This window comes from Niveispirillum cyanobacteriorum (genome assembly GCF_002868735.1).
GTDB lineage: Bacteria > Pseudomonadota > Alphaproteobacteria > Azospirillales > Azospirillaceae > Niveispirillum > Niveispirillum cyanobacteriorum.
The window spans coordinates 574,212-599,645 of the sequence record NZ_CP025612.1 but is presented as its reverse complement, the minus strand read 5'-3'; the positions used below and the strand labels follow the sequence as shown (position 1 = coordinate 599,645).

The window sequence follows — 25,434 nt, the reverse complement described above, 5'->3', positions numbered from 1 at the left end:
CGGCCCCTGCCCTGTTTACGGCTTCATCACGCGTTTAGTAACCTTCGCGGTACCGATCAGGGCGGCCTTTTCCGCCGATGGCCCCACCGTCACCTCATAGGCCCCGCCCGCGATCCGCCATAGGCGCCCGGCCTCGTCAAAGCTGGCCAACAGCCGCGGATCGGCCTTCAGAGTCACGGTGCGCGTCTCCCCCGGCTTCAGATCGACCTTGTCAAAGCCGATCAGGCGCTGCAGCTTCACCCCACCGGCCCCGGTCAGATAGACTTGCGGCGCATCCTTGCCGGCGACAGCGCCGGTGTTGGTGACGCGGAAACTGACGGTCAGCGTGTCCCCGCCCTTCACTGACAGCTTGTCATAGGCAAAGCTGGTGTAGGACAGACCGTGGCCGAACGGAAACAGCGGCTTCATGCCCAGGGCAGCGAAGCGGCGATAGCCGACATCGGCCCCTTCCTCATAGACCACGTCGAACTGCTGCTTCTTGGGCAGGCCCCAGCCGGGCAGGTCGCGGCGCGGATACTGGTCCAGGCTGGCCGGGAAGGTCAGCGGCAGGCGGCCCGAAGGATTGACCTTACCGGTAAGCACATCAGCAATAGACTCACCCCCCTTCTGCCCGCTGTACCAGGCGGCGACCACGGCTCCCACCTTGTCCAGCCAGGGCATCAGCACCGGGCCACCGGTCTGGAGCACCACGATGCTGTTGGGATTGGCGGCAGCAACTGCCTGGATCATCTCGTCCTGGCCCTGCGGCAGAGACAGGTCATAGGCGTCCAGCGCCTCGGCCATCCACTGGTTGGCGAAGACGATGGCGATGTCGGCGGCCTTGGCAGCAGCAGCAGCCTCTGCGGGATAGCGACCATCCGCAAAGGTAATGGTGGCGTCTGGCAGCGCAGCGCGCAGAGCTTTCAGCGGGGAGGAAGCATGAAATACCTGGCGACCCCACATGGCCATCGGCCCGTCACCGCCCACCGGCACCACGCGGGCATTGCCGCCGACAGCCGTGACCTGCGACGACCCGGCACCCGACAGGACACCGGCGTCGGCGTGCCCGCCGATCAGCACGATCTTTTTCCCGGCCGCGCCGTTGAGCGGCAGGATGCCCTTGTTGGCCAGCAGCACGATGCCTTCGTCGGCCACCTTCTTGGCCACCGCCGCATGGGCCGCGGCGTCGATCTGGGGCTTCACCGGCTTGCCGTCGAACAGGCCGGCGGCAAACATGGAGCGCAGGATGCGGCGCGACATGTCGGACAGACGCGCCTCCGGCACCGTGCCGGCCAGGGCCGCCTGCTTCAGCGGTTCGCCGAACCAGACCTTCTGGTCCAGTTGCTCGCCCGACTGCTGATCCAGGCCCTTTATGGCATAGTCGGTGGCGTGAACCGCCCCCCAGTCCGACATGACCCAGCCCTTGTAGCCCCAATCCCCCTTCAACACGCCATTCAGCAGATGGTCGTTGCCGCAGGAATAGTCGCCATTCACAAGGTTATAGGCGCACATGACGGAGCCGGGCTGGCCCTTTTCGATGGCGATCTGGAAGGCCAGAAGGTCGCTTTCGCGATGCGCGGCCTCCTTGATGATGGAGTTAGCGTAGAAACGGCCCGTCTCCTGCCCGTTCAGGCTGAAATGCTTAACGGTGGAGATGATGTTCTGGTCCTGGATGGCTTTGATGCTTTCCCCGGCTAGGGTGCCAGCCAGCCATGGGTCCTCCCCCAGATACTCAAAATTGCGGCCATTGCGCGGGTCGCGGGCCAGGTTGACGCCACCGGCCAGCAGCACGTTGAAGCCTCGGGCCGCCGCTTCCTTGGCGATCATGGCCCCACCTTCATAGGCGAGCCTGGGATTGAAGCTGGCGGCCAGGGCCAAGCTGGCCGGAAGGGCGGTGGCCGTGTCGCCGGGCCGCACCTCACCGGGATTGCTAATGCCCAGGCTGGCGTCGGTTTCAGTCAGCGCTGGAATGCCCAGACGCGGCACGCCAGGGATGAAGCCGGCCCCGCCGACCGATCCCGCCGGAATGGGCGGGCCACCGGGAAAAGTCAGCGCCATCGGTCCATGCAGCAGGCCGATCCGCTCATCAAGCGTCAGTTCCGCATCCAGTAACCGGGCCCGTTCATCAGGCGACAGCGACGGATTGCGCCAGCCCTCCCCCGCCGCCAAGGCGACAGCGGAACAAGACAGGCTGACCAAACAGAGGCCAGCGACCAGAGACGGCATCATTACCCGGTTTTTCGACATGGACTTCCCTCTTGCAGGAATATCGGCAACGCCAATCATTCAGTGGTTGAAGTTTCCACGAAGCCTGCCATGGAAAGAAACCGACGTCAGAATGACGGGTCTCGCTGTCCGCCACGTGGTCAAATGACTAATGGACAATTGATGCACAAATTTGTCGCAGCCTTGCGACAGAACAGATCAAAATTACTTTTATCGCCACACAGCGGATAAAGGCGAGATATCGCCTGCCACACTCTGTTTCCTTGCCCACAATTACCTCCCAGAACAACAACGCCCGCCAAGGCAGCTCTGACGGAACCTGGGAGATACGGGATATGCAGATCGAGAACATTGCGCCGGCACAGGAAACTGTCCGCGAATGGCTGAAAAAGCCCCGCCATCAGTTACTGATCGGCGGGCAATGGGTGGACCCGGCGGTCGGCCGCACCCTTTCCACCATTAACCCCGCTACCGGTGAGGTGCTGGCCCAGATCGCCGCCGCCGATGCCGGCGATGTCGACCGCGCGGTTGCGGCGGCGCGCAAGGCGTTCGACGATGGCCAATGGCGGTCCATGACGCCCGCCATCCGCGCCCGCCTGCTGTGGCGCATCGCCGACCTGATCGACGCCCATATCGATGAATTGTCGGAACTGGAGACGCTGGACCAAGGCAAGGCGCTGTATGTCGGCCGCTGGGCCGAAATCCCCATGGCCGCCGAACAGTTCCGCTTTTTTGCCGGGCTGTGCACCAAGGTGACGGGCGATACGATCCCGTCCAGCATCAATTACCAACCGGCGGGCAAGCGGGTCGCGGCCTATACCACCAAGGAACCGGTGGGTGTGGTGGCTGCCATCACCCCTTGGAATTCCCCGCTGATCATGCATGCCATGAAGCTGGCCCCGGCCCTGGCCGCCGGTTGTACGGTCGTGTTGAAGCCGGCGGAGGAAACATCGCTGACCGCGCTGCGTCTGGCGGAACTGCTGGTGGAAGCCGGCGTGCCGGCGGGCGTGGTGAATGTGGTCACCGGCCTGGGGTCGGTGGTGGGTGCCGCCCTGGCCGCACATCCACAGGTGGACAAGGTGGCCTTCACCGGCTCCACCCAGACCGGCCGCGCCATCCTCGACGGGGCCAAGGGCAATCTGAAGAAGGTGACCCTGGAACTGGGAGGCAAGTCGCCCGTCGTCATCATGCCGGATGCCGATCTGGACGCCGCCATCGCCGGTGCCGCCAACGCCATCTTCTTCAATGGCGGACAGGTCTGTGTGGCCGGGTCGCGGCTGTATGTCCACCGGTCGATCTTCGACAAGGTGGTGGAAGGCGTGGCGGAGATTGCGCGCGGCATCCGCCTGGGCCATGGCCTTTCGCCCGATACGCAGATGGGCCCGCTGGTCAGCAAGCGGCAGGCCGACCGGGTGAAGGCCTATATCGATGCGGCCGTGGCCGATGGGGCCACCCTGGTCACGGGCGGTGGGCAGAAGGGGCCGGCGGGCACCTTCATAGAACCGACATTGATCACCAATGCCGATCCGAAATCCGCCATCGTCTGTGAGGAAGTGTTCGGCCCCGTGGTGGTCGCCGCTCCGTTTGATGATGTGGCAGAGGTTGTGGCCGCAGCCAACGACACGGAATTCGGCCTGGCGGCCAGCGTCTGGACCCAGGATCTGTCGGCAGCCCATCGCCTGTCGTCAGACATCCGCGCCGGCACGGTCTGGGTGAACTGCCATTCCTTCTGGGACGTGGCGCTGCCTATCGGTGGCTTCAAACAATCGGGCTGGGGCCGCGAAAGCGGCGCTGGTGCCATCGAGAATTATTTGGAAATCAAGACCGTGTGCATGGTCCTGTGACCGCCCGGTATTGTGACCCTTCGACCAAGGATAGACACCTGATGTTCCGCACCCGCAATACCGGCCGTTCGCTGCTGCTGGCAACCACCATCGCCGCCACTGCTCTACCCGCCCTCGCCCAGAGCGACAGCCTGATCCTGGACGAAATCATCGTCACGGCGCAGCGCCGCGAGACGTCGCTGCAGACTACGCCTGTCGCTGTCACCGCCCTGACCGCCGATGCCCTTGCCGAGCAGAATGTCAGCAGTGCCGAGGATCTGGCCGCTGTTGTGCCCAGCCTGATCATGATGCCCGTCACGGCCAGCCGTTCCACCCTGCAGGTCGGCCTGCGCGGCGGTACCGAACAGTCGGGCGGCCTCGTCACCTCGGAATCCGCTGTCGCCTTCTATGTCGATGATGTCTATCGCGGGCGTCTGGCCGGGTCGAACATGGAACTGGCCGATATTCAGCGGGTGGAGGTGCTGCGCGGGCCGCAGGGCACGCTTTATGGCCGCAACTCCTTCTCCGGCGCCATCAAGATCGTTACCCGTACGCCGGGCGAGGATGAATGGGCCGAGGTGCAGGGTGGCGTCGGCTCGCAGGATCTGGTCTATGGCTCCGCCTCCTGGGGCGGCGACGTGATCGACGATGCGCTGGGTGCGTCCCTGTCCGTGCTGTACCGCGACCAGGATGGTTATGTGTACAATCAGGCCCTGGACAAGGATGTGTTCGGGCAGGAGAACCTGGCCCTGCGCGGCAAGCTGCATTTCTATGGGCACGAAGGGTTGAAGGCCACCCTGTCGGTCACCCATACCAAGGACCGCAATGACGGCCCGGCCAATCTGGTCCCCGTCACCTTCGCCGGCACCTACCCCACCCTGGCCGCCAACGCCGTCTCCACGACGGACGCCATTCCGCGCGCCGGTTCGCGCTTTGTCAGCTTGTCGACCACCAATCCGGACGGCTATACCGACCAGACGGCGGTGTCGCTGGATATCAGTGCCGAATGGGGTGATGTGACGGTGCGATCCATCTCCGCCTTTGTCGGCACCCAAGATGGCTTCGTCTTCGACCTGTCGGGCGGCATCCGCAACCCTGACGGCACCTATCGTCCCAACGGTCTGGTGCGTGACGGGCGTGGCAGCACCGATCAGTACAGCCAGGAAATCCAGTTCCAGGGCGATGGGCTGGACGGCAAGCTGAACTGGATCACCGGGCTGTATTATTTCCGGGAGGAAAGCCATCAGGTGCTGAAGGACCAGCTGGTGCTGGGCCAGTTCTTCACCATGTCCGTCCTGCCGCAGACCATCGACACCACCACCGACAGCTATGCCGCCTTTGTCCAGGGCACCAATCAGGTGGATGACCGCCTGTCCGTCACCGGTGGCCTACGCTATACCAAAGACAAGAAGAAGCTGGATGGCACCATCCAGAACTATTTGCCCTTCGCGCCAGGTCCGGCCATCGCTCTGGTGCCGGTGAAGCGGGAGCCGGAATTCAGCTCCTGGTCGCCCAAGGTCGGGGCCGATTACAAGATCACCGACGATGTCTTCGCCTATGCCACGGTATCGCGCGGGTTCAAGGCTGGCGGCTTCAACGGGCTGGCCGTTGCCAATCCGGTGGTGTTCGGCACCGTCTATGATCCGCAGACCGTGTGGGCCTATGAAGGCGGGTTGAAGGTAACGGGTCTGGATGGCCGCCTGCGCGCCAACCTGTCCGTCTATCGCAACGATCTGTACGACCTGCAGCAGACCGAACAGGTGGCCGCCGGTTCCTATGCCATCAAGAATATTGGCAATGCCCGCGTCGATGGCGTGGAACTGGAACTGACCCTGAAAGCGGCGGAAGGCCTGGACCTGTTCGCCAATCTGGGTCTGATGGACGACAAGTACAAATCGAAGAACCCGCTGTCCGACAGTGCGACCTCGGGTGCCAAGCACCTGCCACTGGTGTCGCCCTGGAGCATCCAGACGGGCTTCACCTATGAAACTCCGGCCTTCTGGCAGGATCAGGCGCGGGTGCGGCTGTCGGCCAATTACCAGTATCAGGATGATTATTACTCCACCGTCGCCAACCTGATCCGGACGGAGACGGTGGGGCTGGTCAATGGCGCCGTCGCCCTGGTGTCGGAGAATGACAGCTGGAGCCTGACCCTGGCCGGCAAGAACCTGACCAACGAAAGCTACTTCACCACCGCGCCCAGCAATGCCGCCATCGCGGTGGCGGAGCCGCGCACCTGGACGCTGACGGCGGGGTACAAGTTCTGAGCCCGGTCAGCGGTTAAATTCGCAGGTAAAGACAAACCCGCTCCGGATCGGAGCGGGTTTTTTCATGAGGCGATCTTTATCAGGCCAGGGATCGCTGCACCTCCAGCAGAAATTCCTGCGCCAGACGGGATGGCGTCACCAGGGATGAGGTCACAAAGGCATAGTCGTGGCGCAGGTCGGGGCGAAAGGGCCGCACCACCAGCCGGTCGCCCAGATAGGATCGGGCCAGCATCTCATTCACGATGGAAATGCCGATACCGCGCGCGGCCAGGGCGCAGGCGGAACCGATGGTGTGTGTTTCCACCCGCACCTCCGGCCGCACACCTGCTCGCGCAAAGGCTGCATCAATGTGGGCGCGTGACAGGCGGCCCAGACCCAGCAAGACGAGCGGCACACCTTTCAGGGTTTTGGGGTCCAGCCAGGCGCGGGCCGCCAGCGGATGATCGGCGGGCAGCACACAGACGGTACCGCTACTGATCACCGGGACTGAGGTCAGGTCGGGCCGGTCCAGGGGCAGTTTCAGGAAGCCGCCATCAACGGCGCGGGTGGCGATCAGGGTTTTGGCCGTTTCCACAGTACGGCTGTCAATGGTCAGGTGGACCTTGGGAAAGCGAGTCAGGAACCGGTCGATAATGTCCGGCAGCACGCCTTCGGCAAAGCTGGGCGGGGCGACCAGCCGCAGCTGGCCCACCCGGAAATCCGCAATGTCGCGCACCAGGGCGCGTACCCGTTCCACATTGCCCAGCGCCAGATCCACCTCATCAAACAGCAAAAGCCCGTCCGGCGTCGGCACCAGCCGCCCCTTGTCACGGTAGAACAGGTCGAAGCCGATTGTCTGTTCGAACTGCGCCAGCAGGCGGCTGACGGCGGGCTGGGTCAGGCCCATATCGGTGGCCGCCGCCGTCACCGATCCCGTCTTCACAATGGCGTGAAAGGCGCGCAGGGCCCGCAGGCCGAAATCGGGTCCATCCGCACTCATGCCCACACCCCCGTATCAGGCATCGTCCGGCAGGATGGGAAGGACGATATGGGACGGGTGCAGCGGCCCCATATGCAGGCTGTTGCGGGCGATGACGGGAATGCCGGGATCCTGACCCGCCGGCGCACCGGTGCCGGGATTGACATCGAAATGCGGGAAATGGCTGCTGGCCACATCCAGCCGGATATGATGTCCGGCCTGGAACCGGTTGGCGGTGGGAAACATCTCAATCTCGAACGCATAGACCTGTCCCGGCAGCATCAGGCGCGGCTGTTCAAACCCGTCACGAAACCGCGCCCGGATGATGCCATGGCACAGGTTCATGGCAAAGCCGGGCGTGCCGTCCGCGCCAGCCGGATATTCATCGACGAGCTTGACCACGATGTCGGTATCAACCGCGCTGGATGACAAGTACAGCCGCGCCCTGATCGGGCCGGCGACCGTCACGTCCCTCTCCAGGGCCGGAGTGCGGAAAACCACGACATCGGGCCGGTCCGCCAGCGCACGTCCCGGCTGTGGACAGGCCATCCAGCCCTCACGCTCCCGCTGATCATAGGCACCTGCCGGGATGATGGCACCACCGCTGGCCACCGCCCCACCGATGCTGGGGACCGGATTGTGCGGGTCATGGTCCCAGGAGCGGGTGCCCGGTGTACCGGGCCTTTCCGACAAGGTGCCGTCGGGTAACAGGTTGAAGGCAGTTGAGCGCACCTGCGCCGGCGGCCAGGCGGCAAAGGACCGCCAGTGCCCACCATGGCGCCACCGGCCCTCTCCATTCCGCCCGCCGGGGCCACCGCCCATTATAAACAGGCTGACCGGTTGGGGCAGCGGGTCGGGCACATCGGCGCGGCGCAGCAGATGGTGATCCAGGAATGCCCGGCGCAGGGCCGTGTAATCGGGGGCCAGATTGCCGTCCAGGGTCGCCGCTGGGCCGAAATCCACCTCCCCCGCATGGGCGACGGACCGCTGTCCATGCGTCCAGGGACCCATGATCAGCCGACCCAGCGCCTGCCGTCCCCCGACCGTCAACCCCTGGAAATTCTGCGGCGTGGACAGGGCATAGGGGTCGTACCAGGAACAGACATGCAGAATCGGGACGTCGGGAAACACATCATAATAGCCACAAGCATAGAGGCCCGGTCGCTGCCAGCCGCTGTTGAAACATTCATCTGCCCATTGCCGGACGATATAATCCTCATATTCAGGGGCGGCACTGACCGGGGAATAGCCGGTGCGCCAGGGATTGACCGCCATCCAATGCCGGATGTCCTGTGACGCCAGCGCCGCCTTCCGTTCCGGGTCCGCCGCCGTGCGTGGGGAAAGGGCCGCATGCTTGACGGCCCAGGTCAGTTGTTTCAGTTCATAGGCGCCGCCCTGGCGGATGCCGCTGTGATAGGCACTGGCGAAACCACCGCTATCCATGATCATGGCGCCAACGCCCGGCGCGCCCAGGCTGGCCATCGCCGCCTGGGTATGGGCGCTGTAGGACAGGCCCAGCGTACCGATGCGGCCATCGCACCAGGACTGACACCGCAGCCAGTGCAGCATGTCGATGCCGTCTTCAGCCTCGTTCACATATTTCGTGAACTCCCCCTCTGACCCGAACCGTCCCCGACAATCCTGCAGGATAAAGGCATAGCCGGCAGCGACGAAGTCAGCCGCGATATCGGGTTTGGAACGGGGGACCGGCTCTACCAGACTGCGGTCGGCATGGTTGGTGCCGTGCTTGTTATAGGGGGTGCGTTCCAGGATGACGGGCCAGGCACCGGGTCCCGGCAGGTAGATGTCGGTCGCCAGCCGGACACCATCCCGCATCGCCACCATCACATCGCGCAGAATGATCATGGTCATGGCGACACCACGGGCAGATGGTAGGCCACGGCTGCACCCGGCCCGACCGGCAGTTCAAGGGCAACCCAGCCCATCACCAACAGACACCCCGCCCCCAGGAAGGCCAGACCATAGGGCAGCATCAGGGCCAGGACGGAGCCGACACCCGCCCCCTTGTTCCACCGCTGGCAGATGACTAGCACCAGGGGGAAGTTGGACATCAACGGGGTCAGGATGTTGGTAACGCTGTCCCCCATGCGATAGGCGGCGGTGGTCATTTCCGGCGAAATGCCCAGCAGCATCAGCATGGGCACGACGACGGGGGCCATTGCACTCCATTTCGCAGACGCAGACCCGATGAACAGGTCGAAGCCCGAGGACATCAGCAGCAGGCTGACCAGCAGCAGGGGCCGGGGAATGTCCAGCGTCCGCAGCGCCTCCGCCCCCTTGATAGCGATGACGGGACCCAGGTTCGACCAGTTGAACAGGGCCACGAAATGGGCCGCAAAGAACACGATCACCAGATAGGGGGCCATGGTCTTCATGCCGTGGCCCATCATAGAAACGATATCGCGATGTGATTTCACGGTCCCCACCGCCCGGCCATAGGCCCAACCGCAGGCCAGGAACAGCAGCATGAAGCCGCCGATCAGGGCGCGGTAGAAGGGGGTGGTCCGCTGCGGGCCCTCTGCCGCGCGGTCCAGCAGCGGGGTGAAGCCGGGCCAGAAGGTGAATGCGGCGAACAGGCCGATGACGGCCAGTGCCGCCATCCCGGCATGGGCCAGCCCACGCCGCTGCACCTTGGTCAGCCCCTCATGCGGCACGACCAGAGCCGCCGTTTCTGCGTCGGGCCGCCACGGCCCCAGGCGCGGTTCCACGATCCGGTCGGTGATGAACCAGGCGACGGGTGCGAAGGTCAGGCAGATGCCGATGCTGAACCACCAGTTGCCAAGCGGGTTCATAGTGAATTTCGGATCGATCAGCCGGGCCGCGGCCTCCGTAATGCCCAGCAGCAGCACATCCACCTGCCCCGGCACGACATTGCCGGCAAAGCCGCCGGAAATGGCGGCGAAGGCCGTGGCGATACCTGCCATGGGATGACGCCCCGCCTCTGCATAGACCAGGGCGGCCAGCGGGATGAACACGACATAGGCGGCGTCCGAGGCGTGATGCGACAACAGCCCGATGATGAACACCGATGGCGTCAATGCCCAGCGCGGAACCTTGCCGATGGAGCCGGACAGCAGGGCCGTGAACAGACCCGACCGTTCGGCCACCGCCGCCCCCAGCATCACGACCAGCACCAAACCCAGGGGCGGAAAACCGGTCAGTGTCGTCGGCATGCCGACCAGCAGCCGGCGCAGGTTCACCTCGGTCAGCAGGCTTTCAACCTGCAAAAGCTTACCGCTGACCGGGTTGACGGCACTCCATCCGACGCTGGCGGCCAGCACCGACAGGGCGATGACCAGCAGGATGAAGCCCAGGAAGATGAACACCGGGTCGGGCAAGGCGTTGCCCCAGCGTTCAACCCGGTCCAACCAGCCGGGACGGTCATCGTTACGCGTGGACTGCATGATGGAACCTTCAGACATCCGACGGACGGGCACCGCGACCCGTCCGTCCGGGCAGCATGTCAGAACTTGGTTGACAGGGTGGCATAGAAGTACCGACCCCGGATGTCATAGGTGTACATGTCGAAGTTGATGGGGTTGTTGGCAGCGGATAACGGCGGCTGCCGGTCCAGCACATTATCCACCCCCAACGCCACGCGCGTATCGCTGTCGGGGATCGTGTAGCCCAGTTGCAGATCCTGATAGGTGATGCTCTTGGTCCGTCCACCATTGATGGCATTGCCGGCAACATCGGTGGAAGAGCCGATATAGCGGGCCTTCCAGCCCAGATCGATGCTGTCCACCTTGTACCGGGCCGATGCCTGTCCCTTCCAGCGGGGGAAGGTGGAACGCGGCTGGTCGCCCTTGCCGGCCCGGTCATCCACGGCGATGCTGCCATCCGGCTGCGGCACGAAGGTGCGGTATTTCTCCAGGTAGGAGACATCGACCGCAACCTCGAAATCACCGACATCAGTGGTGAATTCATAACGGGCGGTGGCGTCGATGCCTTCCACCTCAATCCGGGAGAGGTTGACCACGGCCTGAGTCAGGCGGGTTACCTCACCGCTGGCGGCGCGGGTCACCAGTTCGCAGAAGACCCCGGTATTAGCGCAGGCGGTCAGGATTTGCGTGGCCGTCTGGGACGCGATGGCATCCTTCACCTTGATTTCGAACCAGTCGGCGGTCAGGGTCAGGCCCGGCAGGCCAGACGGTGTCACGGCCAGACCGGCGCTGTAGGTGTCCGCCGTTTCCGGCTTCAGGTTCTGGTTACCCGCCGTGATGCCGGCGATCAGGCCGCCATTGAACTGGTTCTGGTTATAGGCGGTGGGCACACCGGTGCAGCCGGTCCTGCCGGCCCCGCCGCCATTGCAGGGATCAACGCCCTGGAAATTCGTCTGACGCTGACCCTGATACAGTTCCAGGATGGACGGCGCGCGGAAGCCTTGGGAATAGGTAGAGCGGACCAGCAGATCCTCCACCGGGCGATAAGAGACCCCGAACTTCGTCGTCGCCTTGCCGCCCACGGTCGAATAATCGGAATAACGCACGGCGGCATCGACATCCAGGCGATAGGCGCCCGGAAGGTCGGCCAGCAGCGGCACATTCACTTCGCCATACACTTCATGCAGGTCATAGGAACCGCGCGTGGGGTCGCGCGACTGCGCCGTGGTCGGGGACTGGCGTGCACCCGACACAAGCGGCAGGACTGTCGACAGGCTGGCGGCAAAGGCGTCGGGCAGGTCGTAGGCCTTTTCCTTACGGTATTCATACCCGGCCGCAAAGCCCAGCGGGCCGGCCGGCAGTTCCCACAGCTCGCGGGAGACATTCACAGCCAGATCATACTGGCTGGCGCCGTTTTCATCATGGGCGTTGTAGCGGATATAGTCGGCCATCTGCGGCGTGATGGTACCGAAAATATTCAGTGGCACACAGCCCGCCGCCGCCGCGCAGATGGCGGGCGAGACCAGGGAGCGGTAGACGTTTTCCAGATTGATCTGGTTGACGGCATCGAACGATGCCTTGTTCTTGGAGTAGGATGCAAACGCATCCCAACGCCATGCACCGGCCAGATCGAACGTTCCTTCCAGGCTACCGGCCAGACGATAGGTATCCACTTCCTGGATATTGTCGCGGTTGCCCACCTCCACCGGTACGCGCTGAATGCGGAAGGTGGAGCCGGAAAAGGCCAGGGCATTGGCGGCGGGAACACCATTGGCCGTGCCGAACGGATTGAAGGCCTGATCGCGGGAGATGCTGAAACCGTTGGAACCGCGGATATCCAGGGGGAAGGGCGAGAAACGCTGGCTGGACTTGCGGTTATTGTACAGGGCCTCCACCTTGCCCGTGACGCTGTCGGACAGGTCATAGGTCAGGCGCCCGAACAGGCCCGCACGTTCCGCCGGACCCGTCGCATAGATGCCCTGGGTCATGGTGTTATAATCATCCGCCACCAGCGTGGCGACGCGGAAGCTGCTATCGGCTGCCGCGCCTGTCCCGATGCTGCTGGTGCCGGGGATCAGGGTTATCGCGTTGGCGGCATTATTGGCGAAGGCGGCGGGGGTGCCAAAATAGCTGTTATTGGCCAAACCCGGCAGCACAAACAGACCGCGCGGGCTGGTCGGCGGTACCGTAAGCGGCGCCAGCGCGCGTCGGGTGACCTTGCGGTCGCTGGTCAGGATCGGTTCGGATTTCGTGTAGCTGGCGGACAGCAGCACATGCCCGCGATCAAACCCGTGACCGGCATTCACATAAGCGCTGACATTCTCGTTATCCCCGCGTTCGGTGATGCCGGCGCGCATATTAGCCTCGATCCCCTCCACCTTGCGCTTGGTGTGGATGTTGACGACACCGGCGATGGCATCCGCGCCATAGATGGCCGAGGCACCGTCCTTCAACACCTCGATCCGGTCGATGATGCCCAGCGGGATGGTATTCAGATCCACGAAGTCGCGGAAACCGCGCCCGCCGACGGCATTGACCCAGCGATGCCCATCCACCAGCACCAGGGTGCGGTTGCCGCTGCCTTCCGCACTGCCCAGATAGCGCAGATTGATGGAACTGACACCGAAGGATGTCCCCTGTGTGCCGTTGGAATTCAGCGAGACACCGACACTGGGCAGGCTTTGCAGCAAGTCACCAACGGATGTGGGGGCGGCATAGATCATGTCTTCCGCCGTCATGGTGGTGATGGGCCCAACCGCCGTTGCGTCGCGGCGGGCGATGCGCGAACCGGTGACGACGATCTCTTCCAGGATGCCGGCTTCATCGGTGCTACCCTGCGCCATGGCCTGGGGTGCCGCACTGGTCAGCAGCAGGGCCGCCAGGGTCAGTTTCGCAATCTTCGCACGGTCAAGGCTCATCACCGGTCCCCTTCTGTCCACGGGCGGTGCCATTCGCGCAGCACCGCCATTTCGTTGTTTCGAAGGGCAGGTTATCGGCCAAGTCGAAATGCATGCAATGTGATGGTCATTTTTTATCAGGCCATAAAAATTTGATATGGCTTCGGCTCTACATGGAGAGCGCAAGGAAGGCATCTGGCAACCATCCCTGACGGTCATCATCGGTACGGCACCAGATGAAGCCGCTTTCGCTGTAAAGCGGCAGCACCCTGTCGCCGGTAGCGACGGTCAATTCAATGGCGTTGAAATCCCGTACCAGGGTACGCCGGTCCCCCGCCCCTTCCAGCCACGCATCCGGCGTCCAGCCTTCCCGCCCGTCGGGCGCCCGGCACCAGACCCAACCGAACAGGTCGGTCTGCGCGCTCTTGCCGAGGTCAATCTCAACCGATTCACCCGCCCGCACATTGATCGGATCATCATAGGGTCGAGTGTAGGCCTTTGTGACGCGTGCCTGGAGGCCGGGGGGAAAATGGTACAGCATGACAAAGCACCTCAGCCCGAAACGAATGCCCCATCGAACGGTTCCACACCCCAGCTTATCAATCACCGGCCCCGAAACGCACCACCATCAATTCGGTAGCTTTTTTCCGAGCGAATTGGAATGTCTCATAACAAAATAAACGCCGGGGGTGGCAGACACGAAATCCGTGCGCGCCTTCGCAAAAAGGGGAGGTTGACCAAGATGAAGTCGAAGCTGCTCGCGACCGTTGCCGTCGCGGCCTGTACAGCCCTGCCGACCATTGCCGGGGCGCAGGCCCCTGCCGAACCCGCATCCTTCGACGGGTTGGAAGAGATCGTGGTGACGGCACAGCGCCGGTCGGAAAACCTGCAATCCGTGCCCATCGCCGCGACCGCCCTGTCGGGTGACGCGCTGGAGGATAAGGGTGTGGAACGGCTGGCCGACCTGCAATTCGCGGCCCCTTCCCTGTCCATCACCGATCAGGGACTGACCCAGTCGGTAAATATCCGCGGCATCGGCATCGCCAGCGGATCACCCGCCGTCGCGAACGGTGTCGCCACCTATATCGATGGCGTGTTCCAGCCCCCGATCCTGACCACCAGCAGTTTCTATGACATCCAGAATGTGGAAGTGCTGCGCGGTCCGCAAGGTACGCTGGTCGGCTCCAACTCCACCGGTGGGGCCATCTTCATCAATACGCAAAGCCCATCGACCGACCGTGTGAAAGGCTATGCCCAGGCCAGCTATGGAACCTATGATGAGGTGACGGGCCAGGGGGCCGTGAATGTGCCGGTGTCAGACACGCTGGCGGTGCGTGTGGCCGGCAATTACCGCAAGCGCGACAGCTATTACGACGATGTCGGCAGCTTCAACAATAAGCCAGACAGCCTCAACGAAAAGGCGGGTCGCGTGGGTGTGAAATGGGAGCCGGGAAGCTTCCAGGCCCTGGGTAAGATCGAACTGATCGACAAGGAAACGGGCGGCTACGCCTATCGCCCCATCGCCAGCACGACCTTTGCCAGCAACCGCCGTGCCGATTTCCGCGAACTGACCTATAACGCGCCCACGAAGAACCATGAGCGGGCGTTCCTGGCCAGCTTGGAACTGCGCCAGGAGTTCGACAATGGCCTGACGCTGCGGTCGGTCAGCGGTTTCACCAACAAGCGGATCAATAATCTCTATGATACAGATGCGGCCATCACGGCCCCGGCGGGCGAAAGCGCCACGCAGACCCAGGACCAGTATGTCCGCGAACGGCAATGGAGCCAGGAATTCAACCTGATCTCTCCCACTGACGGTGTTTTCGACTGGATCCTGGGTGGGTATTACCAGCGTAACAAGATCGATGTGGATATTCAGACCCGCAGCGGGTCACCCGTCGATCCCACCGATATCAACCAGTACCCGGACAAGGTGACCACCGGCGTCTTCGCCCAGGGCAATTATGAGCTGGCGTCGTCGCTGGAGCTTCAGGCGGGCCTTCGCTATTCGCATTTCAAGGCGGAACAGGAAGGTAGCGTCGTGATCGGCGCTGGTTCCGCCATTTTCGGACCGGCGGGTTTGCAGGTCGCGGACCTGAAAGGGAGCCACCAGGATGGCCGCGTCACGGGCAAGCTGGGTCTGAACTGGCAAGCCGATGACGAGACCATGGTCTATGCCTTCGCCGCGCGCGGCTACAAGCCGGGGGGTTCGAATTCCGCCGTATCGGAATTCGGGCCGGAAACCGTGTGGGACTATGAGGCGGGCGTGAAATCGACCCTGCTGGACGGGCATCTGCGGACCCAGGCCGGCATCTTCTATATGAATTACAAGGGCTTCCAGTTCGATGCCCGCGATACCTCCACCGGTCAGTCGGGCGTGTTCAACATTGCCAACGCCACCATCAAGGGGGCAGAGCTGCAGGTGCAGGCGCGGTCGGGCGGCTTCTCCGTCGATGGCGGCCTTGCCTATGTCGACAGCAAGCTGGACAAGTTAACGCTGGTCAATACCCGCACCCTGCCTTCGCTCTCGCAATATGGGCCGCAATGCCCCGCCGGCACCGCGTCCAACCCGCCCGTCTGCTTTGACTTCCGGCCCTACCTGACGACGGCGGGCGGCGGGGACAACCTGTTTTCCCCGAAATGGAGCTACAATCTGGGTGTGCAGTACGAGCTGGATGTGGGACCGGACATGGTCCTGACCCCGCGCCTGAACTATGCCTATGTCGGGCCGCGTTGGACCAACCTGCTCTATACCCCGACGCTGGATTATCTGAAGGCGCGCGGGCTGCTGTCGGCGCAACTGACCCTGGCCATGGGGGATTGGACGCTGGAGGCCTATGGCAGCAACCTGGCCGACAAGGACTATGTCAGCGGCCAAAGCGGCAATAACGAGCTTTACGGCGCACCCCGCGAATATGGGGTCCGCGCCTCTGTACGGTTTTAAGGGAAGGGATACAACATGCAACGCTTGTTTATGATGGGGGTGGCAACCGTTGCCCTCGTGACCACACCGGCGGCCTGGGCGCAGTCGGCGTCCCTGACACCTCCCGATCCTGCGGGCCGCTGTGCTGCCCTGGCGGGATGGAAGGGTGCCAACGGTGCACGCATCCTGTCCGCCACCTATAATGAGGCAGGACCTGCGAAACTGCCACCGCCGAACCCCATGGCCCCACCGCCGGGGCCGCCACCACAATTGCCCGCCCATTGCGAAATTGTGGGCATCATTAAGGAACGGACAGGCATTGATGGGCAGCCCTATGCTATCCGTTTCCACCTGCGCCTGCCCGCCGCCTGGAACCAGCGTTTCCTGATGCAGGGTGGTGGTGGCACCAACGGGGAACTGGGTGATGCGCTGGGCCGCACGGGACCGGGGGCGCCGGCCCTGGCCCAGGGTTATGCGGTCCTGTCGCAGGATTCCGGGCATGACAACGCCATCAATGCCGCACCCGAACGCGGTGGTGCGCCGGCTTTTGGTTTCGATCCAGAGTCGCGGGCAGATTATGGCGGCACCTCCCTGCCCCTGTCGGTTGGGGCGGCGAAGACACTGATCGGTGCGTTCTATGCCGCCAACCCGCGCTACAGCTATTTCGCAGGCTGTTCCAAGGGCGGGCAGGAGGGGATGATGGCCGCACAGCGCTATCCCGACCTGTTCGACGGCATCGTGGCCGCCGCCCCCGGCATGTCCCTGCCCCGTGCCGCCGTGGCGGAGGCCTGGGACACGCAAAGCCTGGCCGCAGTCGCCGCCAAGCCCGTCACCACGGCCAGCCTGGCTGCCAGTTTCAGCGATGGCGACCTGAAGCTTGTCACCCGTGCCGTCCTGGATGCCTGCGACGCCGATGATGGCTTGGCGGATGGGCTGATCGGAAACTATCCCGCGTGCACCCCGCAGAAGGTGGTGCCGGTTCTGCGCAAGGCTGTTTGTACCGGTGACAAACAGGCTGGGTGTCTGAGCAATGCCCAGGTTAATGCCTTGATCCGCGTGCAGGAAGGGGCCCGCAACAGCAAGGGGGAACACCTCTATGCGTCCTTCCCCTGGGACGCCGGCTGGGCCGATATGGGGTGGCGGGTCTGGAAGCTGGGTTCCGGTGACGGGCGCATCCCCGCCATCAATGTGATGATGGGCGCCCCGTCATTGGCCATGGTCTTCACTACACCGCCCACCCTTCCGCCGCCCGGCCTGCAAGGCCTGATGGACTATGCACTGGCATTCGATTTCGACCGGCATGCCGCAAAGATCAATGCCACAGGTGGGGCCTTTGTGCGCTCCGCCTGGACCGATATCGGCGCGCGTTCACCCGATATCGATGCATTTGCGCGGCGGGGCGGACGGATGATCGTGCCCCATGGAGTTTCCGATCCAGTCTTTTCCGTCAATGACACTACCGCCTGGTGGCAGGAGGTCAATCAGCGCACAGGCGGGAAGGCGGCACAAGCGGTCCGCGTCTTCCCCGTGCCCGGTATGGGTCATTGCGCTGGCGGCCCGGCAACAGATGGGATCGATGCCTTTACCTCCCTCGTTGCATGGGTTGAACAGGGCAAGGCCCCGGACAGTTTGACCGGCATCGCCAACCCGATGTCACCCTGGCCGGGCCGCACGCGGCCCATCTGCGCCTATCCCACCACGGTCCGTTACAAGGGAACCGGGGATGCGGAGAAGGCGGAGAACTTTACCTGTCAGGCCCCATGATGGCCAGCAGCGGGGCGGTCACAATGGACCGCCCCGTCGCTCCGCCATCAGCAATTTCCCTGCTCCCGGCTAACGACGCCATGGATAGCACGGGCGACCTCGCCGCACTCCGCCATGGCGAAACGGGCGTCATCTGGTTTGCCGGCCAGGATTCCGGCCACGATCCGCTGCGTGACGGCAATCATCTCTCCCGCCAGCGCCGTGCTCAGGATCACCGGCGGAGAGGCGTTGCGCATGACCTTGTGGTGCCAGTAGTACCACAGGCAGCGGACCAGCATATGCAACACCTCATTCCCCGCACTGGTCGCGACATGCCGAAGCAGCGCAACATGCGAGGCGACGTTTCCGCGCCGTAATTCCTCCACCTGCAGCCGACCGGCTAGCACGCGCAGCCGCTCCGGGTCCCGCTCCCGTTCCGCCGCCTGGCCTGCATTGATCTCGTTCACGATGCCGATCAACTGGTTACAGACCGCGATATCCATGGCGTGGGCCACGAAATGCGGCAATGTCGACCGGACCAGCGATCCCGGCGTGGGATCAATCCGCCTGAACCCGCCTGTACGGCCACGGACAGCGATGGCCACACCCAAATTCTCCAAAATCCGCAGGGATTGGATGATGATGGCGCGGCAGGCGGAATGGGCCTCCATCAGATCATCGATGGTCCCCAATTCAACGCCGCCGCCCCAGCCGTCGCGCAGGATGCGGTGCGCGATGCGAGGGGCGCGGTTGTGGGACGGCTGGGCCGCCTGCACATCCTGCCAGGCGCTTTCGATATGTCCAAAGAGCTCCACCACGAAGCTCCGCGCCGGCGCCAGATCAATCCGCCCGATGGGAAGGTGCAGGAGTAAGGTTGTGCGGGCGGCACGCACAGCGTCGACCGGAACACCGCGCGCCATCAGATGCAGCGCCATCAGCCGGCGCCCCGTGACGGCCAGTGACGGCGTTTGGATAAGAAGCCCGCCTGCTGCGCCCCTTCGCATCTGGCCCAGACCGCGCCATTCTAGAACGCGCAGAGCCTGACGCATGGCCGGTGGTGTGGCGCCATGTTCCCGGGCAAGGTCAAACTCCGACCCCAGGACGTGACCGACAGGCCAGCCCCGATCCATCAGCGACATTTCAAGGCGATCCGCCAGCAGTAAGGCGCGACTGGTCGGGACATAATGATGGATGCCTGTCGCTTCCTGCAATTCGGGCGTCATCATGACCGCATCTCCCCCGGCATTCGCAACTTGGCTGACCACCTCACTTCACTATCATGCATAACAATTAACAGGGGCAATCAGAATTCTGCAATCGATTGCCTTCCTCGCCGTCGCGGCATCGGCAGGCGGGGGTTGCCGAGAGGGCATGCGCCCTGCGCCCGCAATCAATCATCACCCTCCACAAAGACGCGACAAATGCCTGCGGTTGACAGGTAAGAACCTCATCCCATCGCCGGAGTGTGGATTTTTTCGTTTATTGTGGGATCAATTAAGCGTTTATGGACCAAACCAACAGCCGCTTGCTCCATTTTATGCATACGATAGCACCTAGTAACTATACTTTAGATTATTAATTATTAACCATTATTAATGTGTATATACCAGAAAAATGGCAATTTTGTAAGAATATTATTCACACTGGCAAGAAAAAATGCTCACTCAGTGTAAATTTTGACTCTGATTCACATATACCAAAGATAACATTATCGGCTCGCGAAAAAGGAAAAATGGAGTCAATAATCTCACCGTAATCCCAAACCGGGGCGGGGATTGATCATGACCCATGTTCCTTCAGTCAAGGCACGGAACAACACCGTCGCAATGAAAATAGATCCATATATACTTTTGTCTAGCATCACCATAAATCTGCTTGCATTAGCAATGCCTGTTGCTCTCTTGCAGGTTTATGATCGGGTAATTCCCAATCACGCACTTGATACAATGTCTGCACTGACAATCGGCGTAATCCTGGCATTGGCGCTAGACTTCGCCCTAAGGCTGTTGCGGCAGCGTATATTCGGTGTGCGTGGTGCCAATTTCGAAACACGCGAGAATATCCGCGCGGTGTCCCACATGATGACCGCCGATCTTCGGAGCTTTCAGTCCCACTCGTCAGGCGCGCATATGGAATTTCTTGGCTCCATTTCGACGCTACGTGAATTTGCCTCCGGGCAGATTATGATCAGCCTGTACGACGTGCCCTTCATCGCCATCTACCTGGCCCTGATTTTCTATATCGGTGGGCCACTGGTGGCGATCCCGGTGGTGGGTATGCTGTTCCTGTGCATCACCGCCTTACCCGCGCTGCGCCGAGCCCGTTCCGCCCTGACCCGTATCACCCAGGTCGAAGACCGGCGGCTTAGCTTTGTCATCAGCCTGCTGACCGGCATTCAATCTGTTAAGGCCATGGCCCTGGAACAGCCGCTTCTGCGCCGTTACGAGCGGTTGCAGGAAGATCGGCTGACCGAACATCAGGCGGCGGAACTGTCCGGCCAGCATCTGGCCGAACAGGGGCAGTTTGCAGTGCAGATCGCAGGTCTGGCGACGGTCGGTTTCGGCAGCCTGATGGTTCTTGATGGCAGTCTGTCCGTCGGCGGATTGTCGGCCTGCATGTTACTTGTTGGGCGCGCCCTGGCACCGATGCAAAGCATCATGCAGTTCTGGTCGCGCCTGCAGTCCGCCTCCATCGCCCGCCAGCAGTTGGCACAGATCCATGACATGCCCCTTGCCGCCCGTAGCACCGGCACAGCAGACGCAATGGAAACCGAACCCCGCCTGCGCCTGTCGAACATTCACTACGGTTTCGATAATGGAAACAACCTGCTGGATGGAATTGACCTTGAGGTCGGTCGGGGGGAGATTGTGGCCCTGGTCGGCGCGAATGGCAGTGGCAAAAGCACGCTTCTGTCGCTAATCGCTGGCTTTTACACGCCGTCAAAGGGAAATGTTCTTCTCGATGGGCGAGAATTGACTGAGTATGATCAGGAAAGCCTTCGTCACGCGATTGCCTTGCTCCCTCAACACGAAATACTGTTTCGTGGTACAATCACTGAGAATATTACCATGTTCCGCCCCGAGCTGGAGGAGGCGGCCATGGCCGCTGCCGAACGGGCGGGCCTTCTGGACCTCATCCATGCTCTGCCGTACGGCTTTTCAACCTATATAGGAGATGGCGCGACCGAGCCGCTGCCCCGCGGCCTAGCCCAGCGGATCGCCGTGGCCCGTGCCCTGATGAACCGCCCCCGCATCATCCTGTTCGATGATGCCAATTCAGCAGTCGATGATGATGGCGACCGCAGCCTGTTCGCCCTGCTGAACGAAGTCCGCTCCGAATGCCTGGTCATCCTGATCAGCCACCGCCCAGCAGTCCTGAAACTTGCCGACCGCATCTACAGCCTTGCTGACGGCAAGCTCGACCTCACACAGGAGTTCCAGGCATGACCCTGTCACTGGAGGCTACCAACACCCGCCCCCCTGATTTCATCTGGGGCGCCGATGCCGCAACCGCCACGGCTGCCGCATCCCCCGATATGACCCCGTGTTTTGAAGGTCTTTCACTGCTGCTGAAGCACCTGGGCTGGCCGGTGACGGCCCGGCAGGTGGCAGAAGCGATGCCGGTTGCACCCGGCTTAGACCCGGCGGACGACCTGCGTGACGTGCTGGGCCGGTTGGGTTTCAGTGCCATGGTGCAGGCGGGCGGGCATTTCAGCCCGAAGACACTGGCCCGGCTGCACGGTACGCGGCGCGACCGGCGTCTGCCCCTGCTCTACCTACCGGTCAGCGGCGCCCCGCTGCTGGTGGAATCGCACGGTCATCAGCTGACCATTCTGCAGCCGCAGGAAGGCGGTGGCGCGTTCCGGACGGAACGGAAGGAAGGTCTGGACGCCGGCATGGTTGTCGTCTTGGCGCCCCCATCCGGCGCGGCAAGTGGCGACAAGCAGCCATGGCTGCGCGCGCGCATATCCGAAGGCATGCCGCTGGTGGTGGTCTCGCTGTTGCTGACATTGCTGGCCAATGCGCTTGCTCTGGCGAACCCCCTGTTCGTGATGTCTGTCTATGACAAAGTCATTGCCGCCAATCAGCCGGATCTGTTGGTCATGCTGGGCGTTGGGGCTATCGGGGCATGCCTGCTTGAACTGATAATCCGCCGGACCCGCAGCCGGACCATGGCCCATGCTGGCGCACGGCTAGGCTATCTGGTGGGCAATGCTGTGCTGGGGCGGCTTCTGGCCCTGCCCAGTGCCATGACCGAACGTGTTTCCATCGCGGCACAGTTGGCCCGCGTGCGTGATATCGACCGGGTACGCGACCTGCTCACCGGTCCACTGGCACAGGCCTGCATGGATCTGCCTTTCATGTTCCTGTTCATCGGGGCTATTTTCGCCATGGGCGGCTGGCTGGGCCTTGTCCCGCTGGTGGCGGTGGGCGTCTATGCCATTGTGGCCGCCATCGCCAATGCTATCATCCAGCAGCGTGTCACCCGTTCGGCCATCGCCAATGCACGCCGTCAGGAACTGGCACTGGAAATCATCGAGCGCATGAAGGCCATCCGCATCCTGGGTGACCTGGATATCTGGCGTCAGCGCTATGCCAATGTGGTGCGGGAAGCAGCGGCAGCCAACCTGAACCATTCCCAGGCGGCGGCAACGGTGGCCACCATCAGTGTTATGATGGGTACGCTGACCGCCCTGGCCACGCTGCTAACCGGCATTCATCAGGTGATGGCCGGAAGCCTGTCCACCGGTGGATTGATTGCCTGCATGATGCTGGTCTGGCGCATGCTGGGTCCCTTACAGGCCGCCTTTACGGCCAGCGCCCGCGTCACCCAGATCCGCTCCTCCATGAAGCAGATCGAAACGCTGATGGCCACTTCGCCGGAAAGGTCAGAGGCTGCGCGCCCCAACCGGGGTGGACAAATCGAAGGCCGTGTCACCTTCAATCGTGTCACCTTCCGCTATGGCCGGGAGTCCGAACCGGTGCTGGGGAATCTGTCCTTCGACGTGGCCCCGCGGGAAGTAGTGGCCGTGGTCGGCCGCTGCGGTGGTGGCAAATCCACCCTGCTGAAGCTGGTCAGCGGCCTTTACACACCGCAGGGCGGCTCCATCCGGATCGATGGACGCGACATCCGGCAGTTCGATCCGGTGCAACTACGCCGCTCCATCGCCTTTGTCACGCAGGTCCCACAGTTCTTCCAGGGTACGCTGGCCGATAATCTGCGCCTAGCTGCCCCCACCGCTAGCGATAATGAACTGATGGACGCGCTGGACAGGGCGGGTGCGCTGGAGGCGGTTCGCCGGTTGAAGGATGGGCTTCATACCCGCTTCGACCTGCATGAAAAGCCGCTGCCGACGGCTGTCCAGGCCCGCCTGTCGCTGGCCCGCGCCTATCTGCGCCATGCCCCGCTGGTCTTGCTGGACGAGCCGATCAGTGGCTTCGATTTCGAGGGCGAGTTCGCCTTCATGTCAGCTATCGAGACGCTGCGCCAGCAGGCAACCGTCTTCTTCGCCACCCACCGCCGCAGCCATCTGGGGATCGCCGACAAGGTGCTGATCCTGGAACACGGCACCACTCGCTATTTCGGCACCGCGGACAAGGTCCGGGACCGTATTCCGAAGGGGATGATCTGATGCGCACCGCCCACACCCTGTCCATGCCCGCACCCGCCATGCGGGCCCCCTTCGCCACGGACGAGATGGTTGAAGATCCCGGCGTTCGCCCCCTGACCCGCGCCGCCATCCTGTTGTCCGGCGTCAGCGTCGCCGCCTTCGTCGCCTGGGCCTCCCTGACCCCCGTTCAGGAAGTCGCCGTCTCCTTCGGAGAGATCGTGCCTGCGGGTGCCGTGCAGACTGTGCAGCATCTGGAGGGCGGTATCGTCGCCGAGATGCTGGTCCGTCAGGGCGAACTGGTGGAGCCCGGCCAGCCGCTGCTGCGCTTCCAAGGGGCCGCCACCCAGTCCAGCCGCGACCAGATGCTGGTCCGGCAGCGGGCGCTGCGGGCCCAGGCCGAACGTCTGAGCGCCTTTGCCGACGGGCGAGAACCCGACTTCTCCGCCTTCAGCGATAATCCCGACCTGATGGCCGAGAATGCCCGCCTGTTGGCAAGTCAGATCGAGGCACGGGACAACCAGCGCAAAATCCTGGCCGATCAGGCACAAGAGTTGCGCTCCCTGCTGCAATCCAGCCAGGCGCAACTGGCCAGCGTCAATACCAACCTTGGTTTTGCCGAAAGCAAGGTAGCGCTGCGCGCCGATCTGGTTGAGAAGGGGCTGAACTCCAAACTGCTGCTGATCGAGGCGGAACGGGAACGTGCCGCCGCCATGTCGGAGCGGCAGCGGCTCGAAGGCATCATCGCCGGCACGCGCAGCAACCTGAACGGCAATGCCTCCCGACTGGCAGAGCTGGACGGCCGGCTTCGCCAGGAAGCGCTGGACAAGCTGGGCGCGGTCAATACCGAGCTGGCGGAACTTGAAAAGATGCTGGACGGTCAGGAGGATCGGGTCGAACGCCTTGTCTCCACCGCGCCGGCCCGCGGCATCGTGCAAGAACTGCCGGTGAAGACCGTTGGTGGTGTCATTTCCCCTGGTGGTGTTGTGGCGCGGCTGGTGCCCGTGGATGACGAACTGGTCGCCGATGTGCGCGTATCCCCGCGCGATATTGGCTTCGTCAAGGTCGGACAGCCGGTGAAGGTGAAGATCCAGGCCTTCGACTACACGCGGTTCGGGCGCGTGGAAGGCAAACTGGAAAGCGTCTCGCCTACCACCTTCCTGGATGAACAGAAGCAGCCTTATTATCAGGCCCGTGTGCGGCTGGGCACAAACCATGTCGGCAATGCCGACCTCCACCATGTGCTGGTCCCCGGCATGACGGTACAGGCCGACATCACCACGGGTGAGAAGTCGCTGATCCAGTACCTGCTGAAGCCGGTTTACACGACGATCGACGGCGCATTCCGCGAACGCTGATTCAATCCTTGCCCCCACGCGCAACGCCCTTCCGGCTCCCCCGCCCCACCTCTTCTCGGCTGGAGATACCCCCATGGCCCTGTCCAACGGCGACAAGCCCACCCCCGCCCCCAAGGCCACCTTCGTGCGGGAAAGCGTCGCCGATGCGCCCGACCGCCCCCTGAAGGCCCTAGAGCGCCCCGTCGCCGAAACCGTGCGCCAGACGCAGCAGGGTCAGGCCTATCTGGGGACCGTGCATCATGGAAGCC

Annotated in this window: 14 protein-coding genes; 7 read left to right on the top strand and 7 right to left on the bottom strand. The window is 63.0% G+C overall.

Annotated features, from left to right (window positions below; all coding sequences use genetic code 11):
- Positions 1-15: 15 nt before the first annotated feature.
- The gene (locus C0V82_RS18420; RefSeq protein ID WP_199772593.1) at positions 16-2,208 is read right to left on the bottom strand and encodes a beta-glucosidase; all 2,193 of its coding nucleotides are present in this window, start codon (positions 2,206-2,208) and stop codon (positions 16-18) included.
- 332 nt (positions 2,209-2,540) lie between these two features.
- Between C0V82_RS18420 and C0V82_RS18415 the strand changes: the two genes are divergently transcribed.
- Complete coding sequence (locus C0V82_RS18415) at positions 2,541-4,049, top strand: aldehyde dehydrogenase family protein (protein ID WP_102113889.1); 1,509 nt, start codon at positions 2,541-2,543, stop codon at positions 4,047-4,049.
- 41 nt (positions 4,050-4,090) lie between these two features.
- The gene (locus C0V82_RS18410) at positions 4,091-6,295 is read left to right on the top strand and encodes a TonB-dependent receptor (protein WP_102113888.1); all 2,205 of its coding nucleotides are present in this window, start codon (positions 4,091-4,093) and stop codon (positions 6,293-6,295) included.
- 79 nt (positions 6,296-6,374) lie between these two features.
- Here C0V82_RS18410 and C0V82_RS18405 read toward each other — a convergent pair whose 3' ends face one another.
- The 5 genes from C0V82_RS18405 to C0V82_RS18385 form a co-directional block, all read right to left on the bottom strand.
- Positions 6,375-7,274, bottom strand: coding sequence for a LysR family transcriptional regulator (locus C0V82_RS18405; RefSeq protein ID WP_102113887.1), 900 nt, complete (start codon positions 7,272-7,274; stop codon positions 6,375-6,377).
- A 15-nt stretch (positions 7,275-7,289) separates the two neighbouring features.
- Positions 7,290-9,125, bottom strand: coding sequence for a CocE/NonD family hydrolase (locus C0V82_RS18400; RefSeq protein ID WP_245924280.1), 1,836 nt, complete (start codon positions 9,123-9,125; stop codon positions 7,290-7,292).
- Positions 9,122-10,678, bottom strand: a complete 1,557-nt coding sequence (locus tag C0V82_RS18395) for an AbgT family transporter (RefSeq protein ID WP_199772592.1) — start codon at positions 10,676-10,678, stop codon at positions 9,122-9,124. The genes C0V82_RS18400 and C0V82_RS18395 overlap by 4 nt, the downstream gene beginning before the upstream one ends.
- A gap of 59 nt (positions 10,679-10,737) precedes the next feature.
- On the bottom strand, positions 10,738-13,575 hold the full coding sequence (locus C0V82_RS18390) for a TonB-dependent receptor (protein WP_102113885.1): 2,838 nt from the start codon (positions 13,573-13,575) through the stop codon (positions 10,738-10,740).
- A gap of 148 nt (positions 13,576-13,723) precedes the next feature.
- Positions 13,724-14,095, bottom strand: a complete 372-nt coding sequence (locus C0V82_RS18385; protein WP_102113884.1) for an SH3 domain-containing protein — start codon at positions 14,093-14,095, stop codon at positions 13,724-13,726.
- A gap of 201 nt (positions 14,096-14,296) precedes the next feature.
- Here C0V82_RS18385 and C0V82_RS18380 point away from each other — a divergent pair, with 201 nt between their 5' ends.
- Positions 14,297-16,498: a TonB-dependent receptor gene (locus C0V82_RS18380; protein WP_158660030.1), complete on the top strand. Its 2,202-nt coding sequence runs from the start codon at positions 14,297-14,299 to the stop codon at positions 16,496-16,498.
- Between the two features lie 15 nt (positions 16,499-16,513).
- Positions 16,514-18,241 carry a tannase/feruloyl esterase family alpha/beta hydrolase gene (locus tag C0V82_RS18375; protein ID WP_102113882.1) on the top strand — a complete coding sequence of 576 codons (1,728 nt, stop codon included), beginning with the start codon at positions 16,514-16,516 and terminating at the stop codon, positions 18,239-18,241.
- Between the two features lie 47 nt (positions 18,242-18,288).
- Here the strand turns inward: C0V82_RS18375 and C0V82_RS18370 are convergent, their stop codons facing one another.
- Positions 18,289-19,446, bottom strand: coding sequence for a hypothetical protein (locus C0V82_RS18370; RefSeq protein WP_102113881.1), 1,158 nt, complete (start codon positions 19,444-19,446; stop codon positions 18,289-18,291).
- A gap of 555 nt (positions 19,447-20,001) precedes the next feature.
- On the opposite strand from C0V82_RS18370, the gene C0V82_RS18365 reads away from it, so the two are divergent.
- Genes C0V82_RS18365 through C0V82_RS18355 form a run of 3 tightly spaced genes read left to right on the top strand, consistent with a single transcriptional unit; the run spans position 20,002 to position 25,186 of the window.
- Complete coding sequence (locus C0V82_RS18365) at positions 20,002-21,666, top strand: peptidase domain-containing ABC transporter (RefSeq protein ID WP_102113880.1); 1,665 nt, start codon at positions 20,002-20,004, stop codon at positions 21,664-21,666.
- The gene (locus C0V82_RS18360; RefSeq protein WP_102113879.1) at positions 21,663-23,852 is read left to right on the top strand and encodes a peptidase domain-containing ABC transporter; all 2,190 of its coding nucleotides are present in this window, start codon (positions 21,663-21,665) and stop codon (positions 23,850-23,852) included. Before C0V82_RS18365 ends, C0V82_RS18360 begins: the two co-directional genes overlap by 4 nt.
- Entirely contained in the window at positions 23,852-25,186 is a 1,335-nt protein-coding gene (locus tag C0V82_RS18355; protein ID WP_102113878.1) for an HlyD family type I secretion periplasmic adaptor subunit, read from the top strand. Before C0V82_RS18360 ends, C0V82_RS18355 begins: the two co-directional genes overlap by 1 nt.
- The last annotated feature ends 248 nt before the right edge of the window (positions 25,187-25,434 follow it).

What these genes read in the sequence shown, in the direction of transcription:
- C0V82_RS18420 (WP_199772593.1), bottom strand. Translation starts at nt 2,208, where the DNA reads ATGATGCCGTCTCTGGTCGCTGGCCTCTGTTTGGTCAGCCTGTCTTGT.
- C0V82_RS18415 (WP_102113889.1), top strand. Translation starts at nt 2,541, where the DNA reads ATGCAGATCGAGAACATTGCGCCGGCACAGGAAACTGTCCGCGAATGG.
- C0V82_RS18410 (WP_102113888.1), top strand. Translation starts at nt 4,091, where the DNA reads ATGTTCCGCACCCGCAATACCGGCCGTTCGCTGCTGCTGGCAACCACC.
- C0V82_RS18405 (WP_102113887.1), bottom strand. Translation starts at nt 7,274, where the DNA reads ATGAGTGCGGATGGACCCGATTTCGGCCTGCGGGCCCTGCGCGCCTTT.
- C0V82_RS18400 (WP_245924280.1), bottom strand. Translation starts at nt 9,125, where the DNA reads ATGACCATGATCATTCTGCGCGATGTGATGGTGGCGATGCGGGATGGT.
- C0V82_RS18395 (WP_199772592.1), bottom strand. Translation starts at nt 10,678, where the DNA reads ATGCAGTCCACGCGTAACGATGACCGTCCCGGCTGGTTGGACCGGGTT.
- C0V82_RS18390 (WP_102113885.1), bottom strand. Translation starts at nt 13,575, where the DNA reads ATGAGCCTTGACCGTGCGAAGATTGCGAAACTGACCCTGGCGGCCCTG.
- C0V82_RS18385 (WP_102113884.1), bottom strand. Translation starts at nt 14,095, where the DNA reads ATGCTGTACCATTTTCCCCCCGGCCTCCAGGCACGCGTCACAAAGGCC.
- C0V82_RS18380 (WP_158660030.1), top strand. Translation starts at nt 14,297, where the DNA reads ATGAAGTCGAAGCTGCTCGCGACCGTTGCCGTCGCGGCCTGTACAGCC.
- C0V82_RS18375 (WP_102113882.1), top strand. Translation starts at nt 16,514, where the DNA reads ATGCAACGCTTGTTTATGATGGGGGTGGCAACCGTTGCCCTCGTGACC.
- C0V82_RS18370 (WP_102113881.1), bottom strand. Translation starts at nt 19,446, where the DNA reads ATGATGACGCCCGAATTGCAGGAAGCGACAGGCATCCATCATTATGTC.
- C0V82_RS18365 (WP_102113880.1), top strand. Translation starts at nt 20,002, where the DNA reads ATGACCCATGTTCCTTCAGTCAAGGCACGGAACAACACCGTCGCAATG.
- C0V82_RS18360 (WP_102113879.1), top strand. Translation starts at nt 21,663, where the DNA reads ATGACCCTGTCACTGGAGGCTACCAACACCCGCCCCCCTGATTTCATC.
- C0V82_RS18355 (WP_102113878.1), top strand. Translation starts at nt 23,852, where the DNA reads ATGCGCACCGCCCACACCCTGTCCATGCCCGCACCCGCCATGCGGGCC.